We start from the raw sequence: 22,283 nt of genomic DNA on the forward strand, positions 1-22,283 counted from the left end.
TATGGCGCACATCGCGATCTTCCTCATGCCCGAGCGCGGACACGTCCTGCCCGTGCTCGGGATGATCGCCGAGCTCGTGCGTCGCGGTCACCGCGTGAGCTGCCCGGTCCCCGCCCAGTTCGCCGCGGCCGTCACCGAGAGCGGCGCGAACGCGATCCCCTGCACCACGACGCTTCCGGCCGAGCTGCCCGAGTCGCTCTACGACGCGGCACGGCTCGCGCTCACCGAGGCGGAGTCGGCGTTGCCGCAGCTGGAGGGCAGGTTCCGAGACGACCGCCCCGACATCGTGCTGTGGGACATCGCGGCCTGGGCGGGCGGGGTGATCGCCCGCAGGCTCGGCGTGCCACACCTCCTGCTGGACAGCTTTCTGACCAGCAACGCGCACTGGTCGCTCGGCGCCGCGGTCCTGCCGGCGCGGACGTTCGACCGCGAGGCGATCAGGTTCTTCACCAACGTCCAGGACTTCGTCGGCTGCTCACTGCCCGAGTTCGTCGCGGGCGCCCAGCGCCGGATCGCCTTGTTCCCCAGGGAGTTCCAGCCCGAGGGCGACACGTTCGACGAGCGGTTCGTCTTCGCCGGGCCCGCTCTGACCGAGCGGACGTTCCAGGGCACTTGGCAGCCACCGAACGGAAAGCCGGTGGTGCTCGCGACGACCGGCACGCAGATCTGCGCCGACGCGGCGCGCGGAATGCCGTGGCACCTCGTCACCAAAGGCAAGATCCGCACCTGGGCGCCGAACGTCGAGGTGCACGACGAGGTGCCGCAGCTCGCCGTGTTGAGGCACGCGAGCGTGTTCATCACCCGCGGCGGCATCAGCGGCGTGATGGAGGCGCTGCACCACGGCGTTCCCATGATCGTCGTCCCGCGCATGACCGACCAGCGGTTCAACGGCCAGCGCGTCGAGGAGCTCGGGCTCGGCGTGCTGCTCGACGCCGTGACCGAGGAGAGCGTGCGCTCGCTGGTCGACCAGCTGACGTCGGATTCCTCGATCGCCGCACGGGTGAAGGACATGCAGCGGATGATTCAGCGTGCAGGCGGCGGCACGGCCGCGGCGGACGTCGTCGAGGAGGAGCTCGCGCGGTGAGACGGTTCTGGGACGACGCGGTCCGCACGCTCGGCGGCACACCGGACGCAGGCGATCTCGTCGAGCGCTACGCCGAACCGCATCGGGCGTACCACAACGCCGTTCACGTGGCGTGCGTCGTGCGTGACTCGGCGAAGCTGGCCGACGCGTTCGCGTTCACCGCGGAGGAACGCGCGATCCTGACGCTCGCCGCCTGCGCCCACGACGTGATCTACGACGGCAAACCGGGCGACGACGAACGCGCGTCGGCGGCGTGGGCGCGGGAACACCTGGCAGGGCTGGAAGAAGAGCACGTCGCGCGGGTGGAGTCGCTGGTTCTAGCCACGATCACGCACTCGTCCGACGATCCGCTCGCGCACGTGCTGCTCGACGCCGACCTCGCGATCCTCGGCTCGGACCCGGAGCAGTACGAACGCTACAGCCGGGCGGTGCGCCAGGAGTACGCGCAGTACGACGACGCCACGTGGCGCTTCGGACGCGCCAGGGTGCTGAAGACCTTGCTGGACCGCGAGGTCCTGTTCGTGACCGAACCCGCACGGCAGCTGTGGGACGCCACCGCGCGGATGAACCTCGCGCGTGAACTTCAGTCGCTGGAGTAGAGCACTCGGGTCGCGGTGGTGAAGCGCCGCAACGTCTCCCGAATCGGCTCGACACCGATGCCCGGCCCCGTCGGCACGTGCATGACACCGTCCTTCAGCTCGAACGGCTCGGTGACGTCCTCCGCGAAGTACCGGCGCGACGCCGAAACGTCGCCCGGCAGCACGAATCCGGGCAACGCCGCCAGCGCGAGGTTCGGCCCGCGCCCGATGCCGGTCTCGAGCATTCCGCCGCACCACACCGGAATCCCGTGCGCGACCGCGACGTCGTGGATCCGCCGCGCCTCCAGGTACCCGCCGACGCGCGCGGGCTTGATGTTGATGACCCGGCACGCGTCCAGCGCGATCGCCGTCGCCGCGTCCTTGGCGGAGGTGATCGACTCGTCGAGACAGATCGGCGTGCGGATCCGTTGCGCGAGCAGCGAATGGCCGCGGATGTCGTCCTCCGCCAACGGCTGTTCCATCAGCAGAAGACCGAACTCGTCGAGGCGGCGCAGGTGTTCCGCGTCCGCCAGCGTGTACGCGGTGTTCGCGTCGACCTGCAGCAGCACGTCCCCGAACCGTTCACGCACGGCTCGCACCGGTTCGACGTCCCAGCCCGGCTCGATCTTGAGCTTGATCCTGGCGTAGCCCTCGGCGAGATAGGCCTCGACGTCCGCGAGCAGCTCGGGGATCGAGTTCTTGATCCCGACCGACACCCCCGCGGGCACGCGATCGGCCGTGGCGCCCAGGTACGTCCCGATCGACATCCCGTACGACCGCAGCTCGGCGTCCAGGACCGCGGTCTCCAGCGCGGCCTTGGCGAGCTTGTGGCCCTTGACCGCCTCGGTTCTACGGCCAACCTCTGCGGCGGTGACTTCGGGCGTCACCCGCGGCACGAGGTGCTGGGACAGCACGAGCTCCGCGGCGCCGACGAACTCCGAGCAGTACAACGGTTCCGGGTCGGCGGCGAACTCCGACCAGCCCTCGGCGGAGTCCGTGACCACGCGCAGCAGGAACGTGTCCTTCGTCGTCATCGTCCCGAACGACGTGCGAAACGGCGACACCAGCGGAATCGCGACGTGCAGCAGCTCTACCCGTTCGATCTTCACAGACGCTCCAACCCGTACCAGCCGTCACGGGACATCGACGTCGCCACGTAGCCCTGCGCGCAGGCCTCGACGAACACGCCGCGCACCGCCTCGCGCCACTGCCGGGCGAGCTCCGCGGACTCCTTGCGCACCCGCACGACGTCGTGCGGCACCCGGCACCAGATCCGCTCGCCGTCCGTGCGCGCCAACGGTTCTCCGTCTGGCGCAGTACGAACGACCTCACCGGCGGGCAACGACTCGCGCGGCTCGCGGGCACCGGTGAGATCCCACCGCACGGTCAGCCGGTCGCTCTCGTCACCGTCGTTCACGCCGTCACGCATCGGCCCGTAGAAGTCCACTGTGTACTCGACGGCGACGGCGCCGAGCTTGACCAGGTTGAACCGGGCGTTGCGCGCCACCAGAGGATCGTAGGTCCACCGCATCGACCTGGCGCCGAGCTCGACCGCCCAGTCCTTCTGCGCGAGCTTCAACGGGTGCCCGACGCCGGACCGCGCCGCCGCGATCATCGAGTACACCGACCCGTCCGGGCAGAAGAGCCCGGTCGTGGCGCCGACCAGCTCGTCACCGTCGAAGGCTCCGATCGTCGCGCCGCCCGCGTGCCGGATGCAGTGCAACGTCTCCGTCGACAGGACGTCCTGGGTCGTCTCCCAGACCTCGGCGTAGTAGGCGGCGACGCGAGCGATGCCGGGAACGTCAGAAATCACTCGGAACCGCAAGGCGGGCCTTCCTCACGCTGTACCCGAAGTAGATGACGAACCCCAGGACCATCCACGCCAGGAACGCGATCCACGTGTCCAGCCCGAGACTGAACATCATGTAGACGCAGAAACCGAGTCCCAGCAACGGCGTGACCGGTGAGAACGGCACCCGGAAGGTGCGCTGGCGGTCCGGCTCGGTGCGGCGCAGGATGATCACCGCGATGTTGACCAGCGCGAACGCGAACAGAGTGCCGATGCTGGTCGCGTCGGCCAGCGAACCCAGCGGCACCAGCGCGGCGAGCACCGCGATGAACAGGCCGACGACGACCGTGTTCACGAACGGCACACCGGTCTTCGGGCTGAGCTTCGCGAAGATCGACGGCACGAGTCCGTCGCGGGACATCGCGTAAAGGATCCGCGTCTGTCCGTAGAGGACGGTCAGCACGACGGACGTGGTCGCGACCACAGCGCCGATGGACAGCAGGATCGGCCAGATCGCGCCGCTCACGTTGTCGGTCAGCACCCGGCTCAGCGCGGCCTCGGTGCCCTCGAACGTCTGCCACGGCATGGCACCGACCGCGGCCAGGGCCACCGCGCAGTACAGCGCGGTGATCACGACCAGGGAGAGGATGATCGCGCGCGGCAGGTCGCGCTGCGGGTTCTTCGCCTCCTCACCGGCGGTCGACGCGGCGTCGAATCCGATGTAGGAGAAGAACAAGGTGGCCGCGCCGGCGCTCATGCCCGCCAGGCCGAGCGGGAACAGCGGCTGCAGGTTGCCGGCCTTGAACGCGGTGAACGCGACCGCGCAGAACATCAGCAGCGCGCCGACCTTCACCCACACCAGGATCGTGTTCGTGCGCGCGCTGCCCTTGGCACCGCCCAGCAACACGAGCATCGAGATGACCACGACCAGCACGGCGGGGACGTTCACGATCCCGCCCGCACCGGGCGGCTGGCTCAGCACGTCGGGAATGCGCAGCCCTGTCACCAGATCCAGCAGCTCGTTGACGTACTGGCCCCACCCGACCGCAACCGCCGCGACCGAGACGCCGTACTCCAGCACCAGACACCAGCCGCACACCCACGCGACGATCTCGCCGAGCGTGGCGTAGGTGTAGGAGTACGAGGAGCCCGACGCCGGAATGAGGCCCGCCAGTTCGGCGTAGGACAGCGCGGAGAACAACGCGGTGATGCCTGCCAGCACGAACGACACCACGACGGCGGGACCGGCGAGCGGCACCGCCTGCCCCAGCACGACGAAGATGCCGGTGCCGAGCGTGGCGCCGATGCTGATCATCGTGAGGTGGCCGACGCCCATGGTGCGCTTCATCTCGCTGCCAGGGTGAGTCAGCTGGTCGATCGGCTTGCGCCGCAACACTCGCGCCCCGACGCGCTGTTCGTTGCTCATCCGGACAACCTAACCGGTGAGTCAGTTATTGGCGGCCACCAACCGGGCGGAACGTGCGGCGGTACGTGTCCGGTGGCACACCGACCGTCCGGTGGAAGTGCCTGCGCAACGTCGTGGCGGTGCCCATCCCGGAGACCTCCGCGATCAGGTCGACGCTGTCGTCCGTCATCTCCAGCAGCTCCTGGGCGCGCCTGATCCGCTGGGTGTGCAGCCACTGCAACGGCGTGGTGCCCGTCACGGCCTTGAAGAGCCGGGCGAGGTGGCGCGAGCTCATGTTCGCCTGCCGCGCCAGGTCCTCGACCGTCAGCGCCTGGTCGAGCCGGGTGAGCGCCCAGCCGAACAGTTCCGTGAGCGGGTGACCTTCGTCGGACGGCACGGGCGCGAGCACGAACTGGGCCTGCCCGCCGTCCCGGTGCGGTGACACGACGAGCCTCCTGGCCGCCGTGTTGGCCGTGGCGGTGCCGTGGTCAGCGCGGATCAGGTACAGGCTGAGGTCGATCGCCGCCGCCTTGCCCGCGCTCGTCATCACCTGGCCGTTGTCGACGTACAGCACGTCCGGGTCGACCTCCACGCGCGGATACCGCTGCGCCAGCACGTCGGTGTGCGCCCAGTGCGTCGTCGCCCTGAGCCCGTCGAGCAGCCCCGCCTCGGCCAGCACGAACGCGCCCGTGCACAACGACACGATCCGCGCGCCCGCGTCGTGGGCGGCCCGCACGGCTTGGACGAGCTCCAAGTCGATCGGCTCGTCCACGTCCGCGATGGCGGGCACGATCACCGTGTCCGCGCGGCCGAGCTGGTCGAGCGGCAGGTCCGGCTCGAGCGTGAACCGGCCGACGCGCACCGGCCCGTTGCCGCAGACCTTGACGTCGTAGTCGAGCTGAGGCGCGGTGAAGATCTCGTAGGTGGCGGTCAGCTCGAAGTGCAGCATCCCGTGGGTCACGGCGAACGCAAGCATGTCCGAAATTGTACGCATCGCGTCGTTCCGGACACTAGTTCGTTCTCGTCTCCCCCAGTTGAATGATTCGCATGGGACACAAGATCGCGGTCTACGGCGCTTCAGGTACCACCGGGCGTTTCGTGTTGGCAGAACTGGAAAAGCGTGGCTTCGAGCCGCTCCCCTTCGGGCGTGCGCAGGCAACGGCCGACGACCCCGAGGCTCTCGACCGCGCACTGGAAGGTGCCGCCGCAGTGATCAACACCGCCGGCCCGTTCGCGGTGACGGCGGCTCCGCTGATCTCCGCGGCCGAGCGCGCGGGCATCCCGTACGTCGACGTGGCGGCCGAGATCGAGGCGAACGCCGACACCGTCGCCCGCGGCGCCTCGGTGCCCGTGGTGCCCGCGATGGCGTTCTTCGGCGGCCTGGCGGACCTGCTGGTCACGGCCGCGATGGGTGACTGGACCGACGCGGACTCCGCCCACATCGCCTACGGCCTGAGCGGCTGGCAGCCCACCCCTGGCACGCTCGCCGCCGGCGCCGTCTCCCGCGACCGCAGGAACGGCCAGCGCGTCCGCTTCCGCGACGGCGAGCTCCAGTACCACGACGACACCCCGCCGACGCTGGAGTGGGACTTCCCGAGCGGCCCGCGCCCGGTGATCGCCGAGTTCTCGATGGCCGACGTCGTCACGGTGCCGAGCCACCTCGCGATCCCGTCGGTGACCTCGTACATGTCGGCCACCGCGGCCCAGGGCCTGCACGACGCCCAGGCACGCCAGGAGCCCGAAACGTTCGAGGTGGACGTGCGCGTCCGCCGAGGCACCGAAGAACGCCGCCTGACCGTCGCCGGCCGTGACATCTACGCCGTGAGCGCCCCACTGGCCGTAGAGGCAACAGAACGCCTGCTAACCGGCCGCTTCAACGCCACCGGCGTCGCCTCAGCAGGCGCAATGTTCGACCCGACAGACTTCCTGAAGTCCCTAGAACCGCACATCACCCTGCAATGAAGGATGCCCGCCAACGTTGCGAAGCAACGAGGCGGCCGGGGGTCCGGGGGCGGAGCCCCCGGCTGGGGTCTGGGGGCGGAGCCCCCGGCTGGGGTCTGGGGGCTTGGCCCCCAGAAAACACGCGGAACGAGCCGGCGAAGGTGGCCCAAAGGGCCACCGAGCAGCGTTCGGCCGAGTGGAGGTGCCGGGAATCGAACCCGGGTCCTGTGGCGGCTCATCAGGGCTTCTCCGTGCGCAGTTCGCTCTGCCTCTGCTTGACCCCATCAGTCACGCGAACGAGCTGATGTGACAGGCCCAGTCGCTGTGAGTTTCCCGAACAGTCCCCGCGACCGGGACTGCTGGTAAGCCCTCTAGCTGATGCCGGAAACTAGGCCGAAGGCACTCCTAGGCCGACAGCGTTGCTACTCGCCTCAGGCGGCGAGAGCGAACGCGCGCTTGTCGTTAGACGTGGCGCTTATTGGTTTGCGATGACGCTTGCGGTGGTCTCTCGCCTGCACCGGCACGCTTCCCCTGAATCAACGTCCACAGTCGAAACCGTTCACCCCCTTGTAGTGGTACGCATAGCATAACGATGACGGCCACCGAGTTCTTCCCGAGGCAGGTAGGGCTGTCCCCACCCCGGACCGCATAGCTAGCCACATGGTCTCTGACCAGCAAGAACTACAACATGGACGTCATGAGGAAACCGAACGCGCTCGCAGCCGGGTTCTACCTGCTGACCCACCTGGTGACCGGCCTCTTCTGGTTCACCCTCACCCTCGTGCTGACCGTGGTCGGGTTCGCGACATCCGTTCTGTGGGTCGGTCTGCCGATCCTGTGGCTCGCGATGAACGCCGGGCGCGCGGGGGCATCGATCGAGCGGTCGTGGGTTCGGGTCGCGTTGCGCACGGACATCCCCAGCCCGTACCGCGAGAGCGTCCAGGGGTCGGTGTGGCAGAAGTGGAAGCAACAGTTCACGGACCCGGCCACCTGGCGTGACCTCGGTTACCTCGCGCTGGCCGTGCCGGTGGGTGCGGTCGAGTTCTCCGCGCTGATCGCGATGTGGACGGTCGTGGGGGCGCTGGCCGCCGTGCCGTTCTGGATCAGCGACGCGCCGTTCGCCGTGGTCGTGGGCGAGGTCTGGACGATCAACTCGTTCTACTCGGCGCTGCCGGTCGCGGCGGTCGGGCTGGCGCTGATCCCGTTCGCGCTGTGGGGCACGCGGTGGATGGGTGCGCTGCACGGCGGGCTCGCGCGCGCCATGCTGGGGCCGACGCGCGCCGACCAGCTGGCCGTCGAGGCCGAGCGGCTGCAGTCGAGTCGTGCCCGCGGGGTCGAGGCGGCCGAGGCGGAGCGCCGGCGCATCGAACGCGACCTGCACGACGGCGCACAGCAGCGGCTCGTGGCGGTGGCGATGGGGCTGGGCCGCGCGAAGTCCAAAATGGATTCCGATCCGGAGGCGGCGGCCGCGCTCATCGCGGAGGCGCACGCGGACGCGAAGCTCGCCATCAAGGAGCTGCGCGACCTGGCGCGCGGGATCTACCCGTCCGTGCTGGGCGACCGCGGACTCGACGCGGCGCTGTCCGCGCTGGCCGCGCGCGTGCCGATCGAGGTCGACCTCCAGGTCGACGTGGACCCGCGCCCGCCGACAGCGGTGGAGAGCGCCGCGTACTTCACCGTCGGCGAGGCGCTCACGAACATCACCAAGCACTCCAACGGCACCAAGGCGACCGTGCGGGTCAACAGGGTGGAGACCGGGGTGCTGGTCGAGGTCACCGACAACGGTCAGGGCGGCGCCGAGCTGAAGCCGGGCGGCGGTCTCGCCGGCCTGGCCGACCGGGCCGCCACGATCGACGGTGTGGTTGTCGTCGTCAGCCCCGTTGGTGGGCCGACCGTGATTCGAGCGGAGTTGCCGTGCGCGTGGTGATCGCCGAGGACTCGGTGCTGCTGAGGGAGGGCGTGCAGCGGCTGCTCGCCGACGAGGGCATCGAAACCGTTGCGGCCGTGGAGAACGGCGACGGGCTGCTCGACGCCGTGACCGAGCACAAGCCGGACCTGTGCGTGGTGGACGTGCGGATGCCGCCGACGTTCACGGACGAGGGCCTGCGCGCCGCCATCGAGTGCCGACGGCGCTATCCGGGGCTGCCTGTGCTGGTGCTGTCGCAGTACGTGGAGGAGCGCTACGCCGTGGAGCTCCTCGCGGGCGGTGCGAGCGGGGTCGGTTATTTGCTCAAGGAACGGGTCGCGGACGTGAAGGAGTTCGTCGACGCGGTGCGGCGGGTCGCCGACGGCGGCACGAGCATCGACCACGAGGTGATCACGCAGCTCATGGTGCGCAGCAGGAAGAGCCCCGTCGACTCGTTGACGCCCCGCGAACGCGAGGTGCTCGGGCTGATGGCACAGGGACTGTCCAACACCGCCATCGCCGCGACGCTCGTGGTGTCCGACGGCGCCGTGGAGAAGCACGTCGGCAACATCTTCGCGAAGCTCGGCCTGGAACCGTCGAACTCGGAGCACCGCCGCGTGCGGGCCGTCCTGGCCTACCTGGACAGCTGAAGCAGACGGACGCCGTTGTCGTGCAGAACCGCCTGTTCGGCCGCGGCGTCCAGGCCCCACGACCTGATGGCGTCGAGCTGAACCTCGTACGGGTACGGGATGTTCGGGAAGTCGCTGCCCAGCACGACCCTGTCCGCGAGCCCGGCGATCCTGGACGTCCAGCCGACGGGCAGCGGCACCATCCGCTCGGTGAACGCCACGCCCACCATGGTCGTGTCGACGTGCACGTTCCGGTAGCGCTCCACCAGGTCCAACGCGCCCGAGTAGTCCGGCATCCCGGCGTGCGCGATCACCGCGGTCATCGCCGGGTGCCTGCGCAGCACCCCTTCGAAGACGCCGAGACCGGTGAACTCACCTGGGATCGGCCCGTCGCCGCAGTGCACGACGACCGGCACACCGGCCTCCGCGAGCTGGCCCCAGACGCCGTCCAGCAGCTCGTCGCGCGGGTCGTAGCCGCCGACCTGGACGTGCGACTTGAAGCACCGCGCACCGGTCTCCAGTGCCTTGCGCACGTACGCCTCGGCACCCGGCTCCGCGTAGAAGGTGCCCGTCGGCACAGCCTCCGGGACGCGCACGGCGAAGTCGGCCGCCCACTCGTTCAGCCACTCCGCCATGCCCGGCCGGTGCGGGTAGACCAGAGGTGCGAACGCGACGACGCCCAGCTCCCGCAGTGCGGTGAGCCGGGCGTTCTCGTCTGTGCGGTACTGGATGAACCAGTCGACACCGGATTCGCGCACGCGGTCGAAGTACGCCCAGACCTTGTCGAGGACGTTCTGAGGCATTCCCGGGGTGCGGGGTGTCCCCGCAAGACACTGAGCGAGGCGTGGTCCGCGCTTTCCGCGGACACACCTCTACCCGAGCGAGTGGACATGGATGTCCACCAGTGCCATCAGTAGCGGCCCTTCAGGGCCCGTCCGTGCGCCTTGGCGATCTCGCGGTTGGCGTCGCGCTTCGCGATGTCCTGCCGCTTGTCGTAGGCCTTCTTGCCCTTCGCGAGGGCGATCTCGACCTTGACGTAGCCGTCCTTGAAGTACATCTGCAGCGGGATCAGCGACAGACCGGACTCCTTGGTCTTGCCGATCAGCCGTTCGATCTCCGCCTTGTGCAGCAAGAGCTTGCGCTTGCGCCGGACCTCGTGGTTCGTCCAAGTCCCCGCGACGTACTCCGGGATGTGCAGCGCGTGCAGCCAGATCTCGCCGTCGTCGACCTGGGCGAAGGCGTCCACGAGGGACGCCCGTCCCATGCGCAGGCTCTTCACCTCGGTGCCGACGAGCTGAATGCCGGCCTCGTAGGTGTCGAGAATGGTCCAGTCGTGCCGAGCCTTGCGGTTCGACGCGATGACCTTCTGCCCGCGTTCCTTGACCATGGCGACAACTCTACGTGGTCGGTAAAACCGTTAAAGCCGCACGTAGAGCCGCAGAGTGACGTAGCCCGTCGTGGCCGAGATGACGATCGCGACGAGGAACAGCCACGGCGACACGATCAGGATGTCCAGGTACCCCGTGGGCGGGATGATGCCCGACTCCGTGAGGTTCCTGGTGATCCGGTCGAGGAAGAACGCCTTGAACAGCACCAGGCCGGCGACCGCGGTGACCGAGCCGATGATGCCCGCGACGACCGCCTCGATGAGGAACGGCAGCTGCGTGTACCACCGGGTCGCGCCGACCAGGCGCATGATGCCGACCTCGACGCGGCGGGTGAACGCCGACACCTGGATGGTGTTCGAGATGAGCAGCAACGCGGCGAACGCCTGGATGAGCGCGAGGATCAGGGCGACGTCGCGCAGGCCGTTGAGGCCCTCGAAGAACCGGTCCAGGAACTTGCCCTGGTCGTCGACGCCCTTCACACCGGGCTTGCCCTCGAAGGCCTGCTTGATCACGTCGGTGCGTTCCGGGTCCTCCAGCTTGACGCGGAACGTCGCAGGAATGGCCTCGGGCCGCGCGAGCTTGAGGAGCTCGGGCTGCGCTTCGAAGATCTTCTTGAAGCGCTCGAAGCCCTCGTCGCGGTTCTGGAACACCACGGTCTCGACGCCGGAGGTCTGCTCGAGCTGGGAACGCAGACCCGCGCAGGGCTGCTGCGTGCAGTCCTTGTCGTTGGCGCTGACGTCGTTGGTCAGCAGCACGGAGACCTCGAGCTTGCCCGCGTAGTTGGCCTGCATCTTGTCGACCATGCGGACGACGAGCAGGCCACCGCCGAGCAGCCCGAGCGAGATGGCGGTCGTGAGGATCATCGCGATCGTCATCGTGACGTTCCGGCGAAGTCCGGTGATGACCTCGCTGAACACGAAGCTGGTACGCATCGGGGGCGGGGTTCCTTGGGGGTCGGGGATCTAGGAGTGCTCAGCGGCCAACGCCGTAAACACCGCGCGCGTCATCGCGGACGACCTTGCCGTACGACAGCTCCACGACGCGGCGGCGCATCGAGTCGACGATGCCGTGGTCGTGGGTGGCCATGATGACGGTCGTGCCGGTGCGGTTGATCCGCTCCAGCAGCAACATGATGTCCTGGCTCGTGTCGGGGTCCAGGTTTCCGGTCGGCTCGTCGGCGATCAGCACCAGCGGGCGGTTCACGAACGCACGGGCGATCGCGACGCGCTGCTGCTCACCACCGGACAGCTCGGTCGGGAACCGGTCCTCCTTGCCGTCGAGGCCAACCAGCTGCAGCACCTCGGGCACCACCTTGACGATGGTGTTGCGAGGCTTGCCGATGACCTCCAGGGCGAACGCGACGTTCTCGGCGACCGTCTTCGTGGGCAGAAGGCGGAAGTCCTGGAACACGCAGCCGATGGACTGACGCAGACGGGGGACCCTGCGCCGCGACATCTTGGCGACGTCGAAGTTGGACACGTAGACGCGTCCCCTGGTCGGCACCTCTTCGCGCAGCAGCAGGCGCAGGAACGTCGACTTGCCGGACCCGGAGGGCCCGATCAGGAAGACGAACTCACCCTTTTCCATCTCGACGGACACGTCGTCGAGCGCGGGACGCGTGGAGGTCTTGTAGACCTTGGAAACGTGTTCGAGACGAATCACGAGGCGCGAGTCTACCCATGGCCGGGGTAAAGCCCCCGTTCCGGTTAACTTCCGACCCCGGAAAGGCGGTCCTGACCCCCCACACGGCGTGGTCGACCTGGCACAACGGGTTGAAAAAGGAGCACGTTCGGACCACTCCGGGAGACCGGACGTGCTCTTCGACTCAGCAGCCGAACAGCTGTGTTTCCCAGTGGTTGAAGAGTGCGTCGCCGACCCGTTGCGGGCGGTAGTGGCGCACGACGTCGGGGTCGAGGTGCGGCCAGAGCGCCGGGTCGAACGGCCGTTCCAGCTCGTCCTTCCGCCAGACCCGGTAGTGGCTCGACAGCCCGGCGAACACGCCCATGAGCGCCACGTCGTCGACGAACTCGACCGGCGGCAGCGGCTCGGGCGACCTGGACAGCGCCAGATCGCCCATCTCCGCCCACAGCACCGCGATCGTGCCTCGCTGATCGCGGTAGGTGATCGCGACGACGTGGTAGGTGTCGAACGGCTGCCACCAGTTCCCGACTTCGCCGTCCGTGCGCCGCGCCGCCTCGAAACAGCAGGTCAGGAACTCTTTCGGCGTCGTGACCGCTAGGCCTGGGACTGCTTCCGCCACCGGATGCCCGCCTCCAGGAAGTCGTCGATCTCCCCGTCCAGCACCGCCGACGGGTTGCCGACCTCGTGGTTGTTCCGCAGGTCCTTGACCATCTGGTACGGGTGCAGCACGTAGGAGCGCATCTGGTTGCCCCAGCTGGAACCGGAGTCCTTCAGCGCGTCCATCTTCGCCTGTTCCTCCTGCCGGCGGCGCTCGAGCAGCTTGGCCTGCAGGACGTTCATGGCCGTGGCCTTGTTCTGCAGCTGCGAGCGCTCGTTCTGGCAGGACACCACGATGCCGGTCGGGATGTGCGTGAGGCGCACCGCCGAGTCGGTCGTGTTGACGCCCTGGCCGCCGGGGCCGGACGAGCGGTAGACGTCGACGCGCAGGTCCTTCTCGTCGATCTCGACGTGGTCGGTCTGCTCGACGACGGGCACGACCTCGACGCCGGCGAACGACGTCTGGCGGCGGCCCTGGTTGTCGAACGGCGAGATGCGCACGAGACGGTGCGTGCCCTGCTCGACGCTCAGCGTGCCGTAGGCGTACGGCGCGGTGACGCGGAACGTGGCGGACTTGATGCCGGCTTCTTCCGCGTAGGAGGTGTCGAAGACCTCGATGCCGTAGTTGTGGCGCTCGGCCCAGCGCGAGTACATGCGCAGCAGCATCTCCGCGAAGTCCGCGGCGTCGACGCCGCCGGCCTCCGCGCGGATGGTGACCAGCGCGTTGCGCTCGTCGTACTCACCGGACAGCAGCGTGCGGACCTCGAGCGACGCGATCTCCTCGCGCAGCTTCGCCCGGTCGTTGTCGGCGTCGGCCAGCGCGTCCGAGTCGTCGGCCTCCTCGGCGAGCTCGTAGAGCAGCGGGAGGTCGTCCAGGCGTTCGCGCAGGCCGGTGACCCGGCGCAGCTCGCCCTGCTTGTGGGAGAGCTGGCTGGTGACCTGCTGCGCCTTCTCCTGGTCGTTCCAGAGGTCGGGCTTGGCCGCCTGCTCCTCCAGGTCCGCGACCGCGGCGCGCAACGCATCGAGATCCATCACCGCCTCGATGCTCGAGAGCGTGGCGGAGAGGTCCTTGATGTCTGCTTCGACGTCCGGGTTCACGGCAAAAGATTACGCCAGCACCGGTCACCGTTCGCGACCGGTGCTCGCTGGCGGTCTCTTTCAGGCCGTCGGAATCGCGTCCAGCAGCTTGAGAACGGCCTTCGCGTGAGCGAGGCCGAACTCGGCCACCGCCTTGGCGTAGGGGTCCTCCGCCGTCTTCGCCGCGCTCTTCGCGCTCTCCTGCTCCTGGCCGTACGTCGACCGCGCGGTCGTGATCAGCGACTCGCGCTGCTTCGCGGTCAGGGAGCCGGCGTGCACGAGGCGCAGGATGAGCGGGCTGCGCAGGTGGTCCGGGCCGGGCTCGGACAGCAGCCAGTTCTTGAAGGCCTTCTTGCCCGCCGCGGTGAGCACGTACTGCTGGCTTGACCGCGGTCCTTGCTTGCCGAGTCGCAGCAGGCCCTGATCGGCCAGCGCGGGCAGCTCGCGGTACACCTGGCTGCGGGTCACGCTGAAGAACGCGCCGAAGCGGTCTCCTGCCTCCGCCACCAACTGGCCACCGGTCTTGGGTCCGTCGTGCAGCAGCCCGAGCAGGGCGGCTGCGGTCGCATTCAGGTCTGACACAACGACAACGTTCCCACGTCTGGGGGAAGCTGTCCACAATGGTCAGCCGTTCTGTCCACAGTGGCTGATCACCGGGCTAGTCTGATGGGCCATGCGGAGCAACGAAAAGTCTCGCTGAGTAAGCGGCAGTTTTCGCGCCTCACGCGTTTGGCCGCTTGACCGTCCGTGTCCATCCCGGATGGAAAAAGCCTTTCGCACAAACGAAAGTCCCTCGATCTCACTCGATCGGCGGTACGACTCTCACCGGCCGAAGCCACCCGAATGGACGGACGTGGGGCGTCGTCGCACGACCTGGTGATGTCGGCGCGCACCCCTTTCCCAGAGCCGTCCAACCGGGAAAATGATCATTGCCAGGCAGGCCGAGCGAGACCCACGGAGGTCGGGGACGATGAACATCAAGTGGCTGGACCACAAGAAGGTGGCGGCGCACACGGTGGCGTGGATGACCGGAGGCATCCCGGAGCAGGCAGGCAAGGACGAGTGCATGGTGTGCGGCAAACAGATCCGCAAGCACCGCACCGTCAACGGAGAGGGCCGGATCTGCTCGAGCATGCTGTGCGCCCAGTACTGGGCGGAGAACATGACCTGAAAGGCCTCAGCGGTCGCGGCAGGTCACGTGATCGGGAATAAGCAGAAGGCCGGAGCCTGATGGCTCCGGCCTTCTGTCTAGTAGCGGGGACAGGATTTGAACCTGCGACCTCTGGGTTATGAGCCCAGCGAGCTACCGAGCTGCTCCACCCCGCGCCGCTTCTAGCTTGTCTTGCTGTTGTAAGGAGAACTATACACCCCCGCAAAACCCCATTTTCACCACCCCCTCCAACCCCAGTTCCCGCAGGTCACGCCCAGCAAGAGGGCGACCGAGCAGGAAAGCCGGCCCGCAAGGCCCAGCGGGAAAGCCGACCCGGAAAGCCGACCCGCCGGACAGGGCCTGCCGAAGCCGAAGGCAAGGCGGCCGGGGGTCTGGGGGCTTGCCCCCAGGGTGGGGTTTGGGGGCTCCGCCCCCAATGTGAAATGCGAAAAAGCCCTGTCTGCGATCTCCGCAGACAGGGCTTTCCCACTTTGTAGCGGGGACAGGATTTGAACCTGCGACCTCTGGGTTATGAGCCCAGCGAGCTACCGAGCTGCTCCACCCCGCGTCGGTATGAATAGAACCTTACGCGGGGTGGAGCGCTAAATGCAAATCGTCAGGTCAGCCCGACGGTGTGGGGCTCGGCACAACCGACGACTGGCCCGTCGCCGGCGGCGCCGCGGCACCGGTGTTGTACTGCTTGAACCTCTTCGTCGCGTCGTCCAGACGTGAGTACGCCTGGCCGAGCTCGGCGAAGTTGCCGTCCTGCTGCGCCTTGCGAACGTCCGCGAGTGCCGCGTCGATGTCGTTGATCGCCTTCTGCAGCTCGGGGCTCAGCACCCCGTTGGTGGGCGCCGGCGTCGACGGCGTCGTCGAGGTCTGGCCGTTGCCGTTGTTGTTGCTCGGCGGCGGCACGACCGCACCGGCACCGCTCAGCACCTGGTCCAGCGCCTCGTTCAACGTGGACGCGTACCCGACCCGGTCGCCGTACCAGACGAGGACCTTCGACAGCTGCGGATACGAGGTGTTGTTGGACGCTCGCTCGATGTAGACGGGTTCGACGTAGAGCAGCGCGCCACCCACCGGCAGTGTGAGCAGGTTGCCGTAGACGACCGTCGTCTTCTGCTGTGCCAGCAGGTTGAGCTCGCGGCTGACGTTGTCCGACGTGAGGAACTGCGTCTGGATCTGCTGCGGGCCCTTGGCGTCGGTGTTGAGCTGGAGCACGCTGATCTTGCCGTAGTTGTCCGGGTCGGATCCCACGGAGACGTAGGCCGCCATGAACTCCCGGTTCTCACGCACGAGCGGGCTGGTCAGCTGGAAGCGGACCTTGCTCGCGTCGCTCGGGTCGCCGGCGAGGACGTAGAACGGCGGCTGGGCGTCCCTGCGCTTGCTCGCCGCGTCGCGCTGGGCGTCGGCCGTGGTCACGTTGTCGATCGTCGGGTCCTGCGCCGGCGACCAGTAGGACACGCCGGAGTAGAAGTCCGACGGCGACGAGACGTGGTACTTCGACAGGATCTGCCGCTGCACCTTGAACAGGTCCTCGGGGTAGCGGAAGTGCTGGCGCAGCTCGTTGGAGATGTCGCTGCCCGGCTTCACCGTGCCCGGGAAGACGCCCATCCACGCCTTGAGGACCGGGTCCTTGTCGTCGATCGCGTACAGGTTCACCGAGCCGTCGTAGGCGTCCACAGTGGCCTTGACCGAGTTGCGGATGTAGTTGACGGGCTTGTTGACCTGCGAGATCACCACACCGTCCGCGGTGAGCGAGTCGTTCGTCGCGTCACCGAGCTGCGTGCGCTGCGCGTACGGGTAGTTGTCGAGCGTGGTGTAGCCGTCGACGATCCACGTGATGCGGCCGTTGACGACGGCCGGGTACGGGTCGCTGTCCACGGTCAGCCACGGCGCCACGGCCTGCACGCGGTCGCGCGGCGTGCGCTTGAACAGGATCTTCGAGTCGTCCGCGATCGACTGGTTGAACAGGATGTTCCGCTCGCCGTAGTACGCGGCGAACGCGAGCTTGTTGAACAGGCTGCCGATCGGGACGCCGCCGGCACCGGTGTAGGTGTAGGACTTGGAGTCCGTGTCGTACTCCGCCGCCGAACCCTCCGGACGACCGCCCACGATCGAGTAGTCGTTCATGCCGAACAGCTCGCCGTAGTACGTGCGCGGCTGGTCGACCTTGATGCCGTTCGGCTCGTTGCCGACGTCGCCGTTCGGCTTGACCTCACCGGTCTTGAATTCCGGGTAACCGCCGTTGGTCTGGTCGGCGACCGCGTTCACCTTGTTCGCCTCGGCGTACACGAAACCGTTGCCGTGCGTGTAGATGAGGTGCTGGTTGATCCAGTCGCGCTGACCCTGCGGCAGGCTGTCGAGCTTGAGCTCGCGGACCGCGACGATGTAGTCGCGCAGCTTTCCGTCCACTGTGTACCGGTCGACGTCGAGCTTGTTCGGGAACCCGTAGAACGGCCGCAGCTGCGTGAACTGCGTGAAGGTGCGCGACAGCACGGCCGGGTCGAGCAGTCGGATGTTGCCGAGCGTCGCCTGGTCGTTGGTCTTGATCTGGTCGTTGCTGACGGTCTGCTTGCCCTCGTAGGGCTTGGTGGAGACCTTGTCCTCGGTCAGCCCGAACGACTGCCGTGTCGCCGCGATGTTGCGGGTGATGGACGTGGCTTCCTTCTGGATGGCGTTCGGCTTGACCGAGAACTGCTCCAGCACCGCGGGCCACGCGGCACCGACGAGCACGCTCGACAGCACCAGCAGAACGGTCGCGATGGCGGGCAGCTGCACGTTGCGCATGAACGCGCCCGCGAAGAACGCGACCGCGCAGAACACCGCGATGCACAGCAGGATCAGCTTGGCGGGCAGCACCGCGTTGAGGTCGGTGTAGCTGGCGCCGACGAACTTCTCGTTCTCGTGCAGCAGCAGCTCGTACCGGTCGAAGAAGTACGCGACCGCCTTCAGCAGCACGAACGTGCCGGCGACCAGCGCCAGGTGCAGCCGCGCGGGCCCGGAGAGCTGACCGCCGCGACCGGCCAGCCGGATGCCGCCGAACAGGTAGTGCGCGATCACGGCGCCGATGAACGACACCGCGACCGTGATGAACAGCCACGACAGCAGCCACTCGTAGAACGGCAGCTCGAACGCGTAGAAGCCGATGTCGTGCCCGAACTGCGGATCGGTCACCCCGAACGGCTGGCCGTTGAGGAAGAGCTGGATCTCCTGCCAGTTCTGCTGGGCCGACGCGCCCGCGATCAACGCGACGAACAGCGGGATGCCGATCGCGAACAACCGCATCCGCCGCATCACGACCGTGCGGTAGCGCGCCACCGGGTCGTCGGGCCCGGAGACCGGGACGAACACCGGTCGCGACCGGTACGCGAGGTACAGGTTGAGCGCGACGATGCCGCCGACCACCGCCCCGACGGCCACGAACAGCCCCAGGCGGGTGAGCAGAACTGTGCTGTAGACGTTGCGGAAATTCACCTCGCCGAACCACAGCCAGTTCACGTAGGTGTCGAGCAGCCGCGATCCCGTGATGAGACCGAACAGGAGCACAACACCGACGATGAGCAGGATTCGGCTGCGTCGGGACAGTTTCGGCAGTCCGACTGGAGGCCGTGTGGCCACGAGGCACGCTCCTGGATCGCGGAATTTCAATACGTACGTTTAGTCCAACTCTACGGACGACGCCCTGGGTTCCCGTGAAGTCCGCAGTCTTACGATGACACGCGTGTCAGCGAGTGAAACGCCAGCGGTCATCCTCCCGACGGTCGCCCGCGAGGTAGAGGAGTTCGTAGCGGCAGGCGGCTGGGAGCAGCCACCACAACTCTTCGCCCTCGTGGCCACGTCAGACCTGATCGCCCAGCAACCGGAGCTGCGGGCGCAGCTCGACCCGGAGTCGAGCCCGCTGACCCCGATCGCCCAGGACGCGCTGGAAGGCGACCTGGGCGACGCGCTGGCGGGCATCGAGTGGCCCCCGGCCGTGACGGGGTGCGCCCTGGCCCAGGAGATCGTGGTGCTGCCCCCGGAGGCGGAAACCGAGCTGAGCCACGGCGAGCTGGACGACGAGGCAGCCCGCAGGTTCGCCGCGGAACACCCGGCGCGCCGCGAGGCCCGCCTGGTCGCGGCGGTGCTGCGCGACGGCTCCGTCTCGTGCGTGCTGCGGCTGCGCGGCACCGTCGAGGTGCCGGAGGAGGTCGTCGAGCACCCAGAGCTGGCGCCCAACCTCACCGACGCCCTGCTCGCCACGCTGCGCCCCTAGTCCTCACACCCCTCAGGCTGGCACAACCCCGGCACCCGATCGCGCCGGGGTGGTGAACTCGTTGCCTGGTGTTCGCGGTGGGCGGACAGCGGTGGGTGGTGCGGGGTGCCGATCCAGGTCTTCGCGGACCTGGATCCTGGTCGGTGGGAGCCTTGCACGGGGTCGTTGCGGATCCTGGCTCCCTTGTCGTCGCGGACCCTGCGCGGGGTCGTCGCGGACAGCTCCACGTCATCGCAAACCGTGCTCCGAGTCGGCGCGAACCCCGCCCAACGTCACCACGACCCTCGATCCCGATCGTCGCGGCGGGCAAGTGGAACAACTCCGGCCCACGCGACCCGACAGGCCCCAGGGTTGAACAAGCCAAAGCAGGGGTCCCCTCCCAGGGGGTCCCCTGCTTCCAATTCTCCCAGCCGGCACCGACAAAAAACGTCGTGCCTGGTCAGCAGCCCGGCGTCTCCTTGCCGGAGTTGAGCGCCTCCAGCGACGACACCGCGTCCTTCAGGTTCTCGACCTTGATCAGCTTGAGCCCCTCGGGTGCCTGCTGCTTCGCGTCCGTGCAGTTGGCCGACGGTACGAGGAACGCCGTCGCGCCCGCCTCCTTCGCGGCGACCATCTTGAACGCGATGCCGCCGATGGGCTTCACCGTGCCGTCGCCGGTGATCTCGCCGGTGCCCGCGACGGCCTTGCCGCCGTTGAGCTCGCCGGGCGTCAGCTTGTCGACGATGCCGAGCGCGAAGATCAGGCCCGCCGACGGGCCGCCGACGTCGGAGAGGCTGATCTTGATTTTGAACGGCACGTCGGCCCGGTCCACCGGCGAGATGCCGATGAAGCCGGCCGTGCGGCCGTCGTCGCGGGCGGCGAGGGTGATCTGGGTCGACTTCGAGGTGCCGTCCTTCTCGAAGGCCACCTCGATGCGGTCGCCGGGCTTGGTGTTCTCCAGGGCGGTGCTGACGTCGGCGGCGCTCTGCACCTGCTTGCCGTTGACCGAGATGATGCGGGCGCCGAGCGGGATGACGTTGTCCGCGGGGCTGCCCTTGGTCACCTGGTTGGCGATCACCTTGCCGGGATAGCCGAGGTAGTGCAGTGCCGCGACCTCCGCGGCCGTCTGGGACTCGCTGAACGCGAGCTCGTTGTTCTTCTGCACCTCCTCCTCCGACTCGCCGGGCTTGAAGAACTCCTCGCGCGGCGCGAGGGCGTAGCGGCCCGACAGCCACAGGCCGAGCGCGCCGAAGAGGGACACGTCGTCGGTGAGCGAGACCGTCGTCATGCGCAGTGTTCCGCCGGTGGGGAACGTGTTCTGGCCGTCCACCGCGACCACGTCGGTGTCCTTGACCTTGCCGAGCACGTCGTAGGTCGGGCCGGGGCCCAGCGCGACGTACGGGACTCTGGCGAAACCGCCGAGCAGTCCGAGTGCCGCCACCACGAGGAAGCTGACGATCAGCGTCCACGTCCGGCGGGTCAGTCCGCGCTCCCTCGGCGGGGGCGCGGGAGCGGGTGCGGTCGTGACGGTTTCACTCACGGCTGAACAGCGTACGACCATGTGGATCCGCGTACGGTAGAGGCATGAGTGACGTGCCGTTCGGGTTCAGCCCGCACGACCCCGACGACAAGAGCGGGAAGCCGGGAGACAACCCGTTCGACTTCAGCCAGCTGGGCAACATGCTGAGCCAGCTGGGCGCGATGCTGAGCAGCGCGGGGACGTCGAGCGGGCCGGTGAACTACGACCTCGCCAAGCAGATCGCGTTCCAGCAGCTGTCCTCGACGGCGACCACCATCGGGTTCGCCGCCGACCAGTCGAGCGCGGTCACCGACGCCGTGCACCTGGCCGAGATGTGGCTCGACCCGGTCACGTCACTGCCCGCGGGCACCCGCACCACGCAGGCGTGGACCGCCCGCGACTGGATCGAGCGCACCATCCCCACCTGGCAACGCCTGTGCGACCCGGTCGCGCAGCGCATGTCCGGCGCGTGGGTCGAGGCGATGCCCGCCGAGGCGAAGCAGGCGGCCGGTCCGCTGCTGTCGATGCTCGGGCAGATGGGCGGCATGGCCTTCGGGTCGCAGCTGGGCAACGCGCTGGCGCAGCTCGGCTCCGAGGTCCTCACCTCGACCGACGTCGGCCTGCCGCTCGGCCCCGAGGGCACGGCGGCTCTGCTGCCCGCGAACATCGAGAAGTTCACCGAGGGCCTGGAGCGCCCCGCCTCCGAGGTGATGGTGTTCCTCGCCGCCCGCGAGGCCGCGCACCAGCGCCTCTTCACGCACGTGCCGTGGCTGCGGCAGCGCCTGCTCGACACCGTCGAGGAGTTCGCCAAGGGCATCAAGGTCGACACGTCGGCCCTGGAGCAGCTCGCCGGCCAGATCGACCCGTCGAACCCGGCCTCCATCGAGGAGGCCATGGGTTCGGGCCTGCTCGAACCGCAGACCACCCCGGAGCAGAAGGCGGCGCTGAACCGCCTGGAGACCCTGCTGGCCCTGGTCGAGGGCTGGGTCGACGTCGTCGTCGACGCGGCCGTGGCCGACCGCCTCCCAGGCTCCGCGGCCCTGCGCGAGACGCTGCGCCGCCGCCGCGCCTCCGGTGGCCCGGCCGAGCAGACGTTCGCGACCCTGGTCGGCCTCGAACTGCGTCCCCGCCGCCTGCGCGCCGCCTCCGCCCTGTGGAAGCTCATCGGCGACCAGCACGGCGTGGAGGTGCGCGACAGCGTGTGGGACCACGCCGAGCTCATCCCGACCGCCGAGGACCTCGACGACCCGCTGGAGTTCGCCGAGCGCCTTGCCAACACCCGCAAGGCCCTCGAGGACCCGATCGCCGAGCTCGAACGCACCATGCGCGAAGCCGAGGGCAA

At 68.4% G+C, this 22,283-nt stretch carries 21 protein-coding genes, 2 tRNA genes and 1 other RNA gene; 8 read left to right on the forward strand and 16 right to left on the reverse strand.

The genetic code is table 11. From position 1 onward, the window contains the following. The first annotated feature begins 1 nt into the window (after position 1). On the forward strand, positions 2-1,084 hold the full coding sequence (locus ACFOWZ_RS28725; RefSeq protein ID WP_382377033.1) for a macrolide family glycosyltransferase: 1,083 nt from the start codon (positions 2-4) through the stop codon (positions 1,082-1,084). After that, positions 1,081-1,683 (forward strand): HD domain-containing protein, encoded by a 603-nt coding sequence (locus ACFOWZ_RS28730; RefSeq protein WP_382377034.1) that lies wholly within the window; start codon positions 1,081-1,083, stop codon positions 1,681-1,683. Before ACFOWZ_RS28725 ends, ACFOWZ_RS28730 begins: the two co-directional genes overlap by 4 nt. On the opposite strand, the gene menC is transcribed toward ACFOWZ_RS28730, so the two are convergent. From menC to ACFOWZ_RS28750, 4 genes are read right to left on the reverse strand one after another with little or no spacing between them, the layout of a single operon-like run. Beyond that, positions 1,668-2,771 (reverse strand): o-succinylbenzoate synthase, encoded by a 1,104-nt coding sequence (gene menC / locus ACFOWZ_RS28735; RefSeq protein WP_382377035.1) that lies wholly within the window; start codon positions 2,769-2,771, stop codon positions 1,668-1,670. The two genes, ACFOWZ_RS28730 and menC, sit on opposite strands and share 16 nt — an antisense overlap. Beyond that, positions 2,768-3,475, reverse strand: coding sequence for a hypothetical protein (locus ACFOWZ_RS28740; protein ID WP_382377036.1), 708 nt, complete (start codon positions 3,473-3,475; stop codon positions 2,768-2,770). Before ACFOWZ_RS28740 ends, menC begins: the two co-directional genes overlap by 4 nt. Beyond that, entirely contained in the window at positions 3,465-4,877 is a 1,413-nt protein-coding gene (locus tag ACFOWZ_RS28745; protein WP_382377037.1) for an amino acid permease, read from the reverse strand. The genes ACFOWZ_RS28740 and ACFOWZ_RS28745 overlap by 11 nt, the downstream gene beginning before the upstream one ends. Before the next feature lie 25 nt (positions 4,878-4,902). Further along, on the reverse strand, positions 4,903-5,850 hold the full coding sequence (locus ACFOWZ_RS28750; RefSeq protein ID WP_449280286.1) for a GlxA family transcriptional regulator: 948 nt from the start codon (positions 5,848-5,850) through the stop codon (positions 4,903-4,905). A 53-nt stretch (positions 5,851-5,903) separates the two neighbouring features. On the opposite strand from ACFOWZ_RS28750, the gene ACFOWZ_RS28755 reads away from it, so the two are divergent. Further along, positions 5,904-6,818: a saccharopine dehydrogenase NADP-binding domain-containing protein gene (locus tag ACFOWZ_RS28755; RefSeq protein WP_382377039.1), complete on the forward strand. Its 915-nt coding sequence runs from the start codon at positions 5,904-5,906 to the stop codon at positions 6,816-6,818. 173 nt (positions 6,819-6,991) lie between these two features. On the opposite strand, the gene ssrA is transcribed toward ACFOWZ_RS28755, so the two are convergent. Continuing rightward, positions 6,992-7,364, reverse strand: a transfer-messenger RNA (tmRNA) gene (gene ssrA, locus ACFOWZ_RS28760). A gap of 121 nt (positions 7,365-7,485) precedes the next feature. Here ssrA and ACFOWZ_RS28765 point away from each other — a divergent pair. Beyond that, positions 7,486-8,724, forward strand: a complete 1,239-nt coding sequence (locus ACFOWZ_RS28765) for a sensor histidine kinase (protein WP_382377040.1) — start codon at positions 7,486-7,488, stop codon at positions 8,722-8,724. Next, the gene (locus tag ACFOWZ_RS28770; RefSeq protein ID WP_382377041.1) at positions 8,712-9,353 is read left to right on the forward strand and encodes a response regulator transcription factor; all 642 of its coding nucleotides are present in this window, start codon (positions 8,712-8,714) and stop codon (positions 9,351-9,353) included. The genes ACFOWZ_RS28765 and ACFOWZ_RS28770 overlap by 13 nt, the downstream gene beginning before the upstream one ends. Here the strand turns inward: ACFOWZ_RS28770 and ACFOWZ_RS28775 are convergent. The 7 genes from ACFOWZ_RS28775 to ACFOWZ_RS28805 form a co-directional block, all read right to left on the reverse strand. After that, positions 9,338-10,135: an amidohydrolase family protein gene (locus ACFOWZ_RS28775; protein ID WP_382377043.1), complete on the reverse strand. Its 798-nt coding sequence runs from the start codon at positions 10,133-10,135 to the stop codon at positions 9,338-9,340. The two genes, ACFOWZ_RS28770 and ACFOWZ_RS28775, sit on opposite strands and share 16 nt — an antisense overlap. 107 nt (positions 10,136-10,242) lie before the next feature. Further along, a complete protein-coding gene (gene smpB / locus ACFOWZ_RS28780; RefSeq protein ID WP_030470387.1) occupies positions 10,243-10,719 on the reverse strand; it encodes an SsrA-binding protein SmpB in 477 nt (158 codons plus the stop codon). A 30-nt stretch (positions 10,720-10,749) separates the two neighbouring features. Next, complete coding sequence (gene ftsX / locus ACFOWZ_RS28785; RefSeq protein WP_030470386.1) at positions 10,750-11,652, reverse strand: permease-like cell division protein FtsX; 903 nt, start codon at positions 11,650-11,652, stop codon at positions 10,750-10,752. Positions 11,653-11,692: 40 nt separating this feature from the next. Next, a complete protein-coding gene (ftsE, locus tag ACFOWZ_RS28790) occupies positions 11,693-12,382 on the reverse strand; it encodes a cell division ATP-binding protein FtsE (protein ID WP_030470385.1) in 690 nt (229 codons plus the stop codon). A 163-nt stretch (positions 12,383-12,545) separates the two neighbouring features. Then, positions 12,546-12,980, reverse strand: a complete 435-nt coding sequence (locus ACFOWZ_RS28795) for a hypothetical protein (RefSeq protein WP_382377044.1) — start codon at positions 12,978-12,980, stop codon at positions 12,546-12,548. Continuing rightward, positions 12,956-14,056 (reverse strand): peptide chain release factor 2, encoded by a 1,101-nt coding sequence (gene prfB, locus ACFOWZ_RS28800; RefSeq protein ID WP_030470383.1) that lies wholly within the window; start codon positions 14,054-14,056, stop codon positions 12,956-12,958. The genes ACFOWZ_RS28795 and prfB overlap by 25 nt, the downstream gene beginning before the upstream one ends. 60 nt (positions 14,057-14,116) lie before the next feature. Further along, positions 14,117-14,617: a PadR family transcriptional regulator gene (locus ACFOWZ_RS28805; RefSeq protein ID WP_030470382.1), complete on the reverse strand. Its 501-nt coding sequence runs from the start codon at positions 14,615-14,617 to the stop codon at positions 14,117-14,119. Between the two features lie 388 nt (positions 14,618-15,005). Here ACFOWZ_RS28805 and ACFOWZ_RS28810 point away from each other — a divergent pair, with 388 nt between their 5' ends. Next, positions 15,006-15,206, forward strand: coding sequence for a hypothetical protein (locus ACFOWZ_RS28810; RefSeq protein ID WP_030470381.1), 201 nt, complete (start codon positions 15,006-15,008; stop codon positions 15,204-15,206). Positions 15,207-15,287: 81 nt separating this feature from the next. On the opposite strand, the gene ACFOWZ_RS28815 is transcribed toward ACFOWZ_RS28810, so the two are convergent. From ACFOWZ_RS28815 to ACFOWZ_RS28825, 3 genes are all read right to left on the reverse strand, one after another. Further along, positions 15,288-15,361 (reverse strand) — tRNA-Met (locus ACFOWZ_RS28815). 318 nt (positions 15,362-15,679) lie between these two features. After that, positions 15,680-15,753 (reverse strand) — tRNA-Met (locus ACFOWZ_RS28820). A 53-nt stretch (positions 15,754-15,806) separates the two neighbouring features. Further along, complete coding sequence (locus tag ACFOWZ_RS28825; RefSeq protein ID WP_382377069.1) at positions 15,807-18,785, reverse strand: UPF0182 family protein; 2,979 nt, start codon at positions 18,783-18,785, stop codon at positions 15,807-15,809. A gap of 118 nt (positions 18,786-18,903) precedes the next feature. On the opposite strand from ACFOWZ_RS28825, the gene ACFOWZ_RS28830 reads away from it, so the two are divergent. Continuing rightward, positions 18,904-19,443, forward strand: a complete 540-nt coding sequence (locus tag ACFOWZ_RS28830; protein WP_382377045.1) for a PPA1309 family protein — start codon at positions 18,904-18,906, stop codon at positions 19,441-19,443. A 439-nt stretch (positions 19,444-19,882) separates the two neighbouring features. Here the strand turns inward: ACFOWZ_RS28830 and ACFOWZ_RS28835 are convergent, their stop codons facing one another. Next, complete coding sequence (locus ACFOWZ_RS28835) at positions 19,883-20,962, reverse strand: YlbL family protein (protein WP_382377046.1); 1,080 nt, start codon at positions 20,960-20,962, stop codon at positions 19,883-19,885. Between the two features lie 44 nt (positions 20,963-21,006). On the opposite strand from ACFOWZ_RS28835, the gene ACFOWZ_RS28840 reads away from it, so the two are divergent. After that, positions 21,007-22,283 (forward strand): zinc-dependent metalloprotease (locus tag ACFOWZ_RS28840; protein ID WP_382377047.1); only part of this gene is annotated, 1,277 nt, incomplete at its 3' end.

Source organism: Lentzea rhizosphaerae (assembly GCF_042649515.1).
In the GTDB taxonomy this organism is placed as follows: Bacteria; Actinomycetota; Actinomycetes; order Mycobacteriales; family Pseudonocardiaceae; genus Lentzea; species Lentzea aerocolonigenes.

What these genes read in the sequence shown, in the direction of transcription:
- ACFOWZ_RS28725 (WP_382377033.1), top strand. Translation starts at nt 2, where the DNA reads ATGGCGCACATCGCGATCTTCCTCATGCCCGAGCGCGGACACGTCCTG.
- ACFOWZ_RS28745 (WP_382377037.1), bottom strand. Translation starts at nt 4,877, where the DNA reads ATGAGCAACGAACAGCGCGTCGGGGCGCGAGTGTTGCGGCGCAAGCCG.
- ACFOWZ_RS28750 (WP_449280286.1), bottom strand. Translation starts at nt 5,850, where the DNA reads ATGCGTACAATTTCGGACATGCTTGCGTTCGCCGTGACCCACGGGATG.
- ACFOWZ_RS28755 (WP_382377039.1), top strand. Translation starts at nt 5,904, where the DNA reads ATGGGACACAAGATCGCGGTCTACGGCGCTTCAGGTACCACCGGGCGT.
- ACFOWZ_RS28765 (WP_382377040.1), top strand. Translation starts at nt 7,486, where the DNA reads ATGGACGTCATGAGGAAACCGAACGCGCTCGCAGCCGGGTTCTACCTG.
- ACFOWZ_RS28775 (WP_382377043.1), bottom strand. Translation starts at nt 10,135, where the DNA reads ATGCCTCAGAACGTCCTCGACAAGGTCTGGGCGTACTTCGACCGCGTG.
- smpB (WP_030470387.1), bottom strand. Translation starts at nt 10,719, where the DNA reads ATGGTCAAGGAACGCGGGCAGAAGGTCATCGCGTCGAACCGCAAGGCT.
- ftsX (WP_030470386.1), bottom strand. Translation starts at nt 11,652, where the DNA reads ATGCGTACCAGCTTCGTGTTCAGCGAGGTCATCACCGGACTTCGCCGG.
- ACFOWZ_RS28810 (WP_030470381.1), top strand. Translation starts at nt 15,006, where the DNA reads ATGAACATCAAGTGGCTGGACCACAAGAAGGTGGCGGCGCACACGGTG.
- ACFOWZ_RS28830 (WP_382377045.1), top strand. Translation starts at nt 18,904, where the DNA reads ATGACACGCGTGTCAGCGAGTGAAACGCCAGCGGTCATCCTCCCGACG.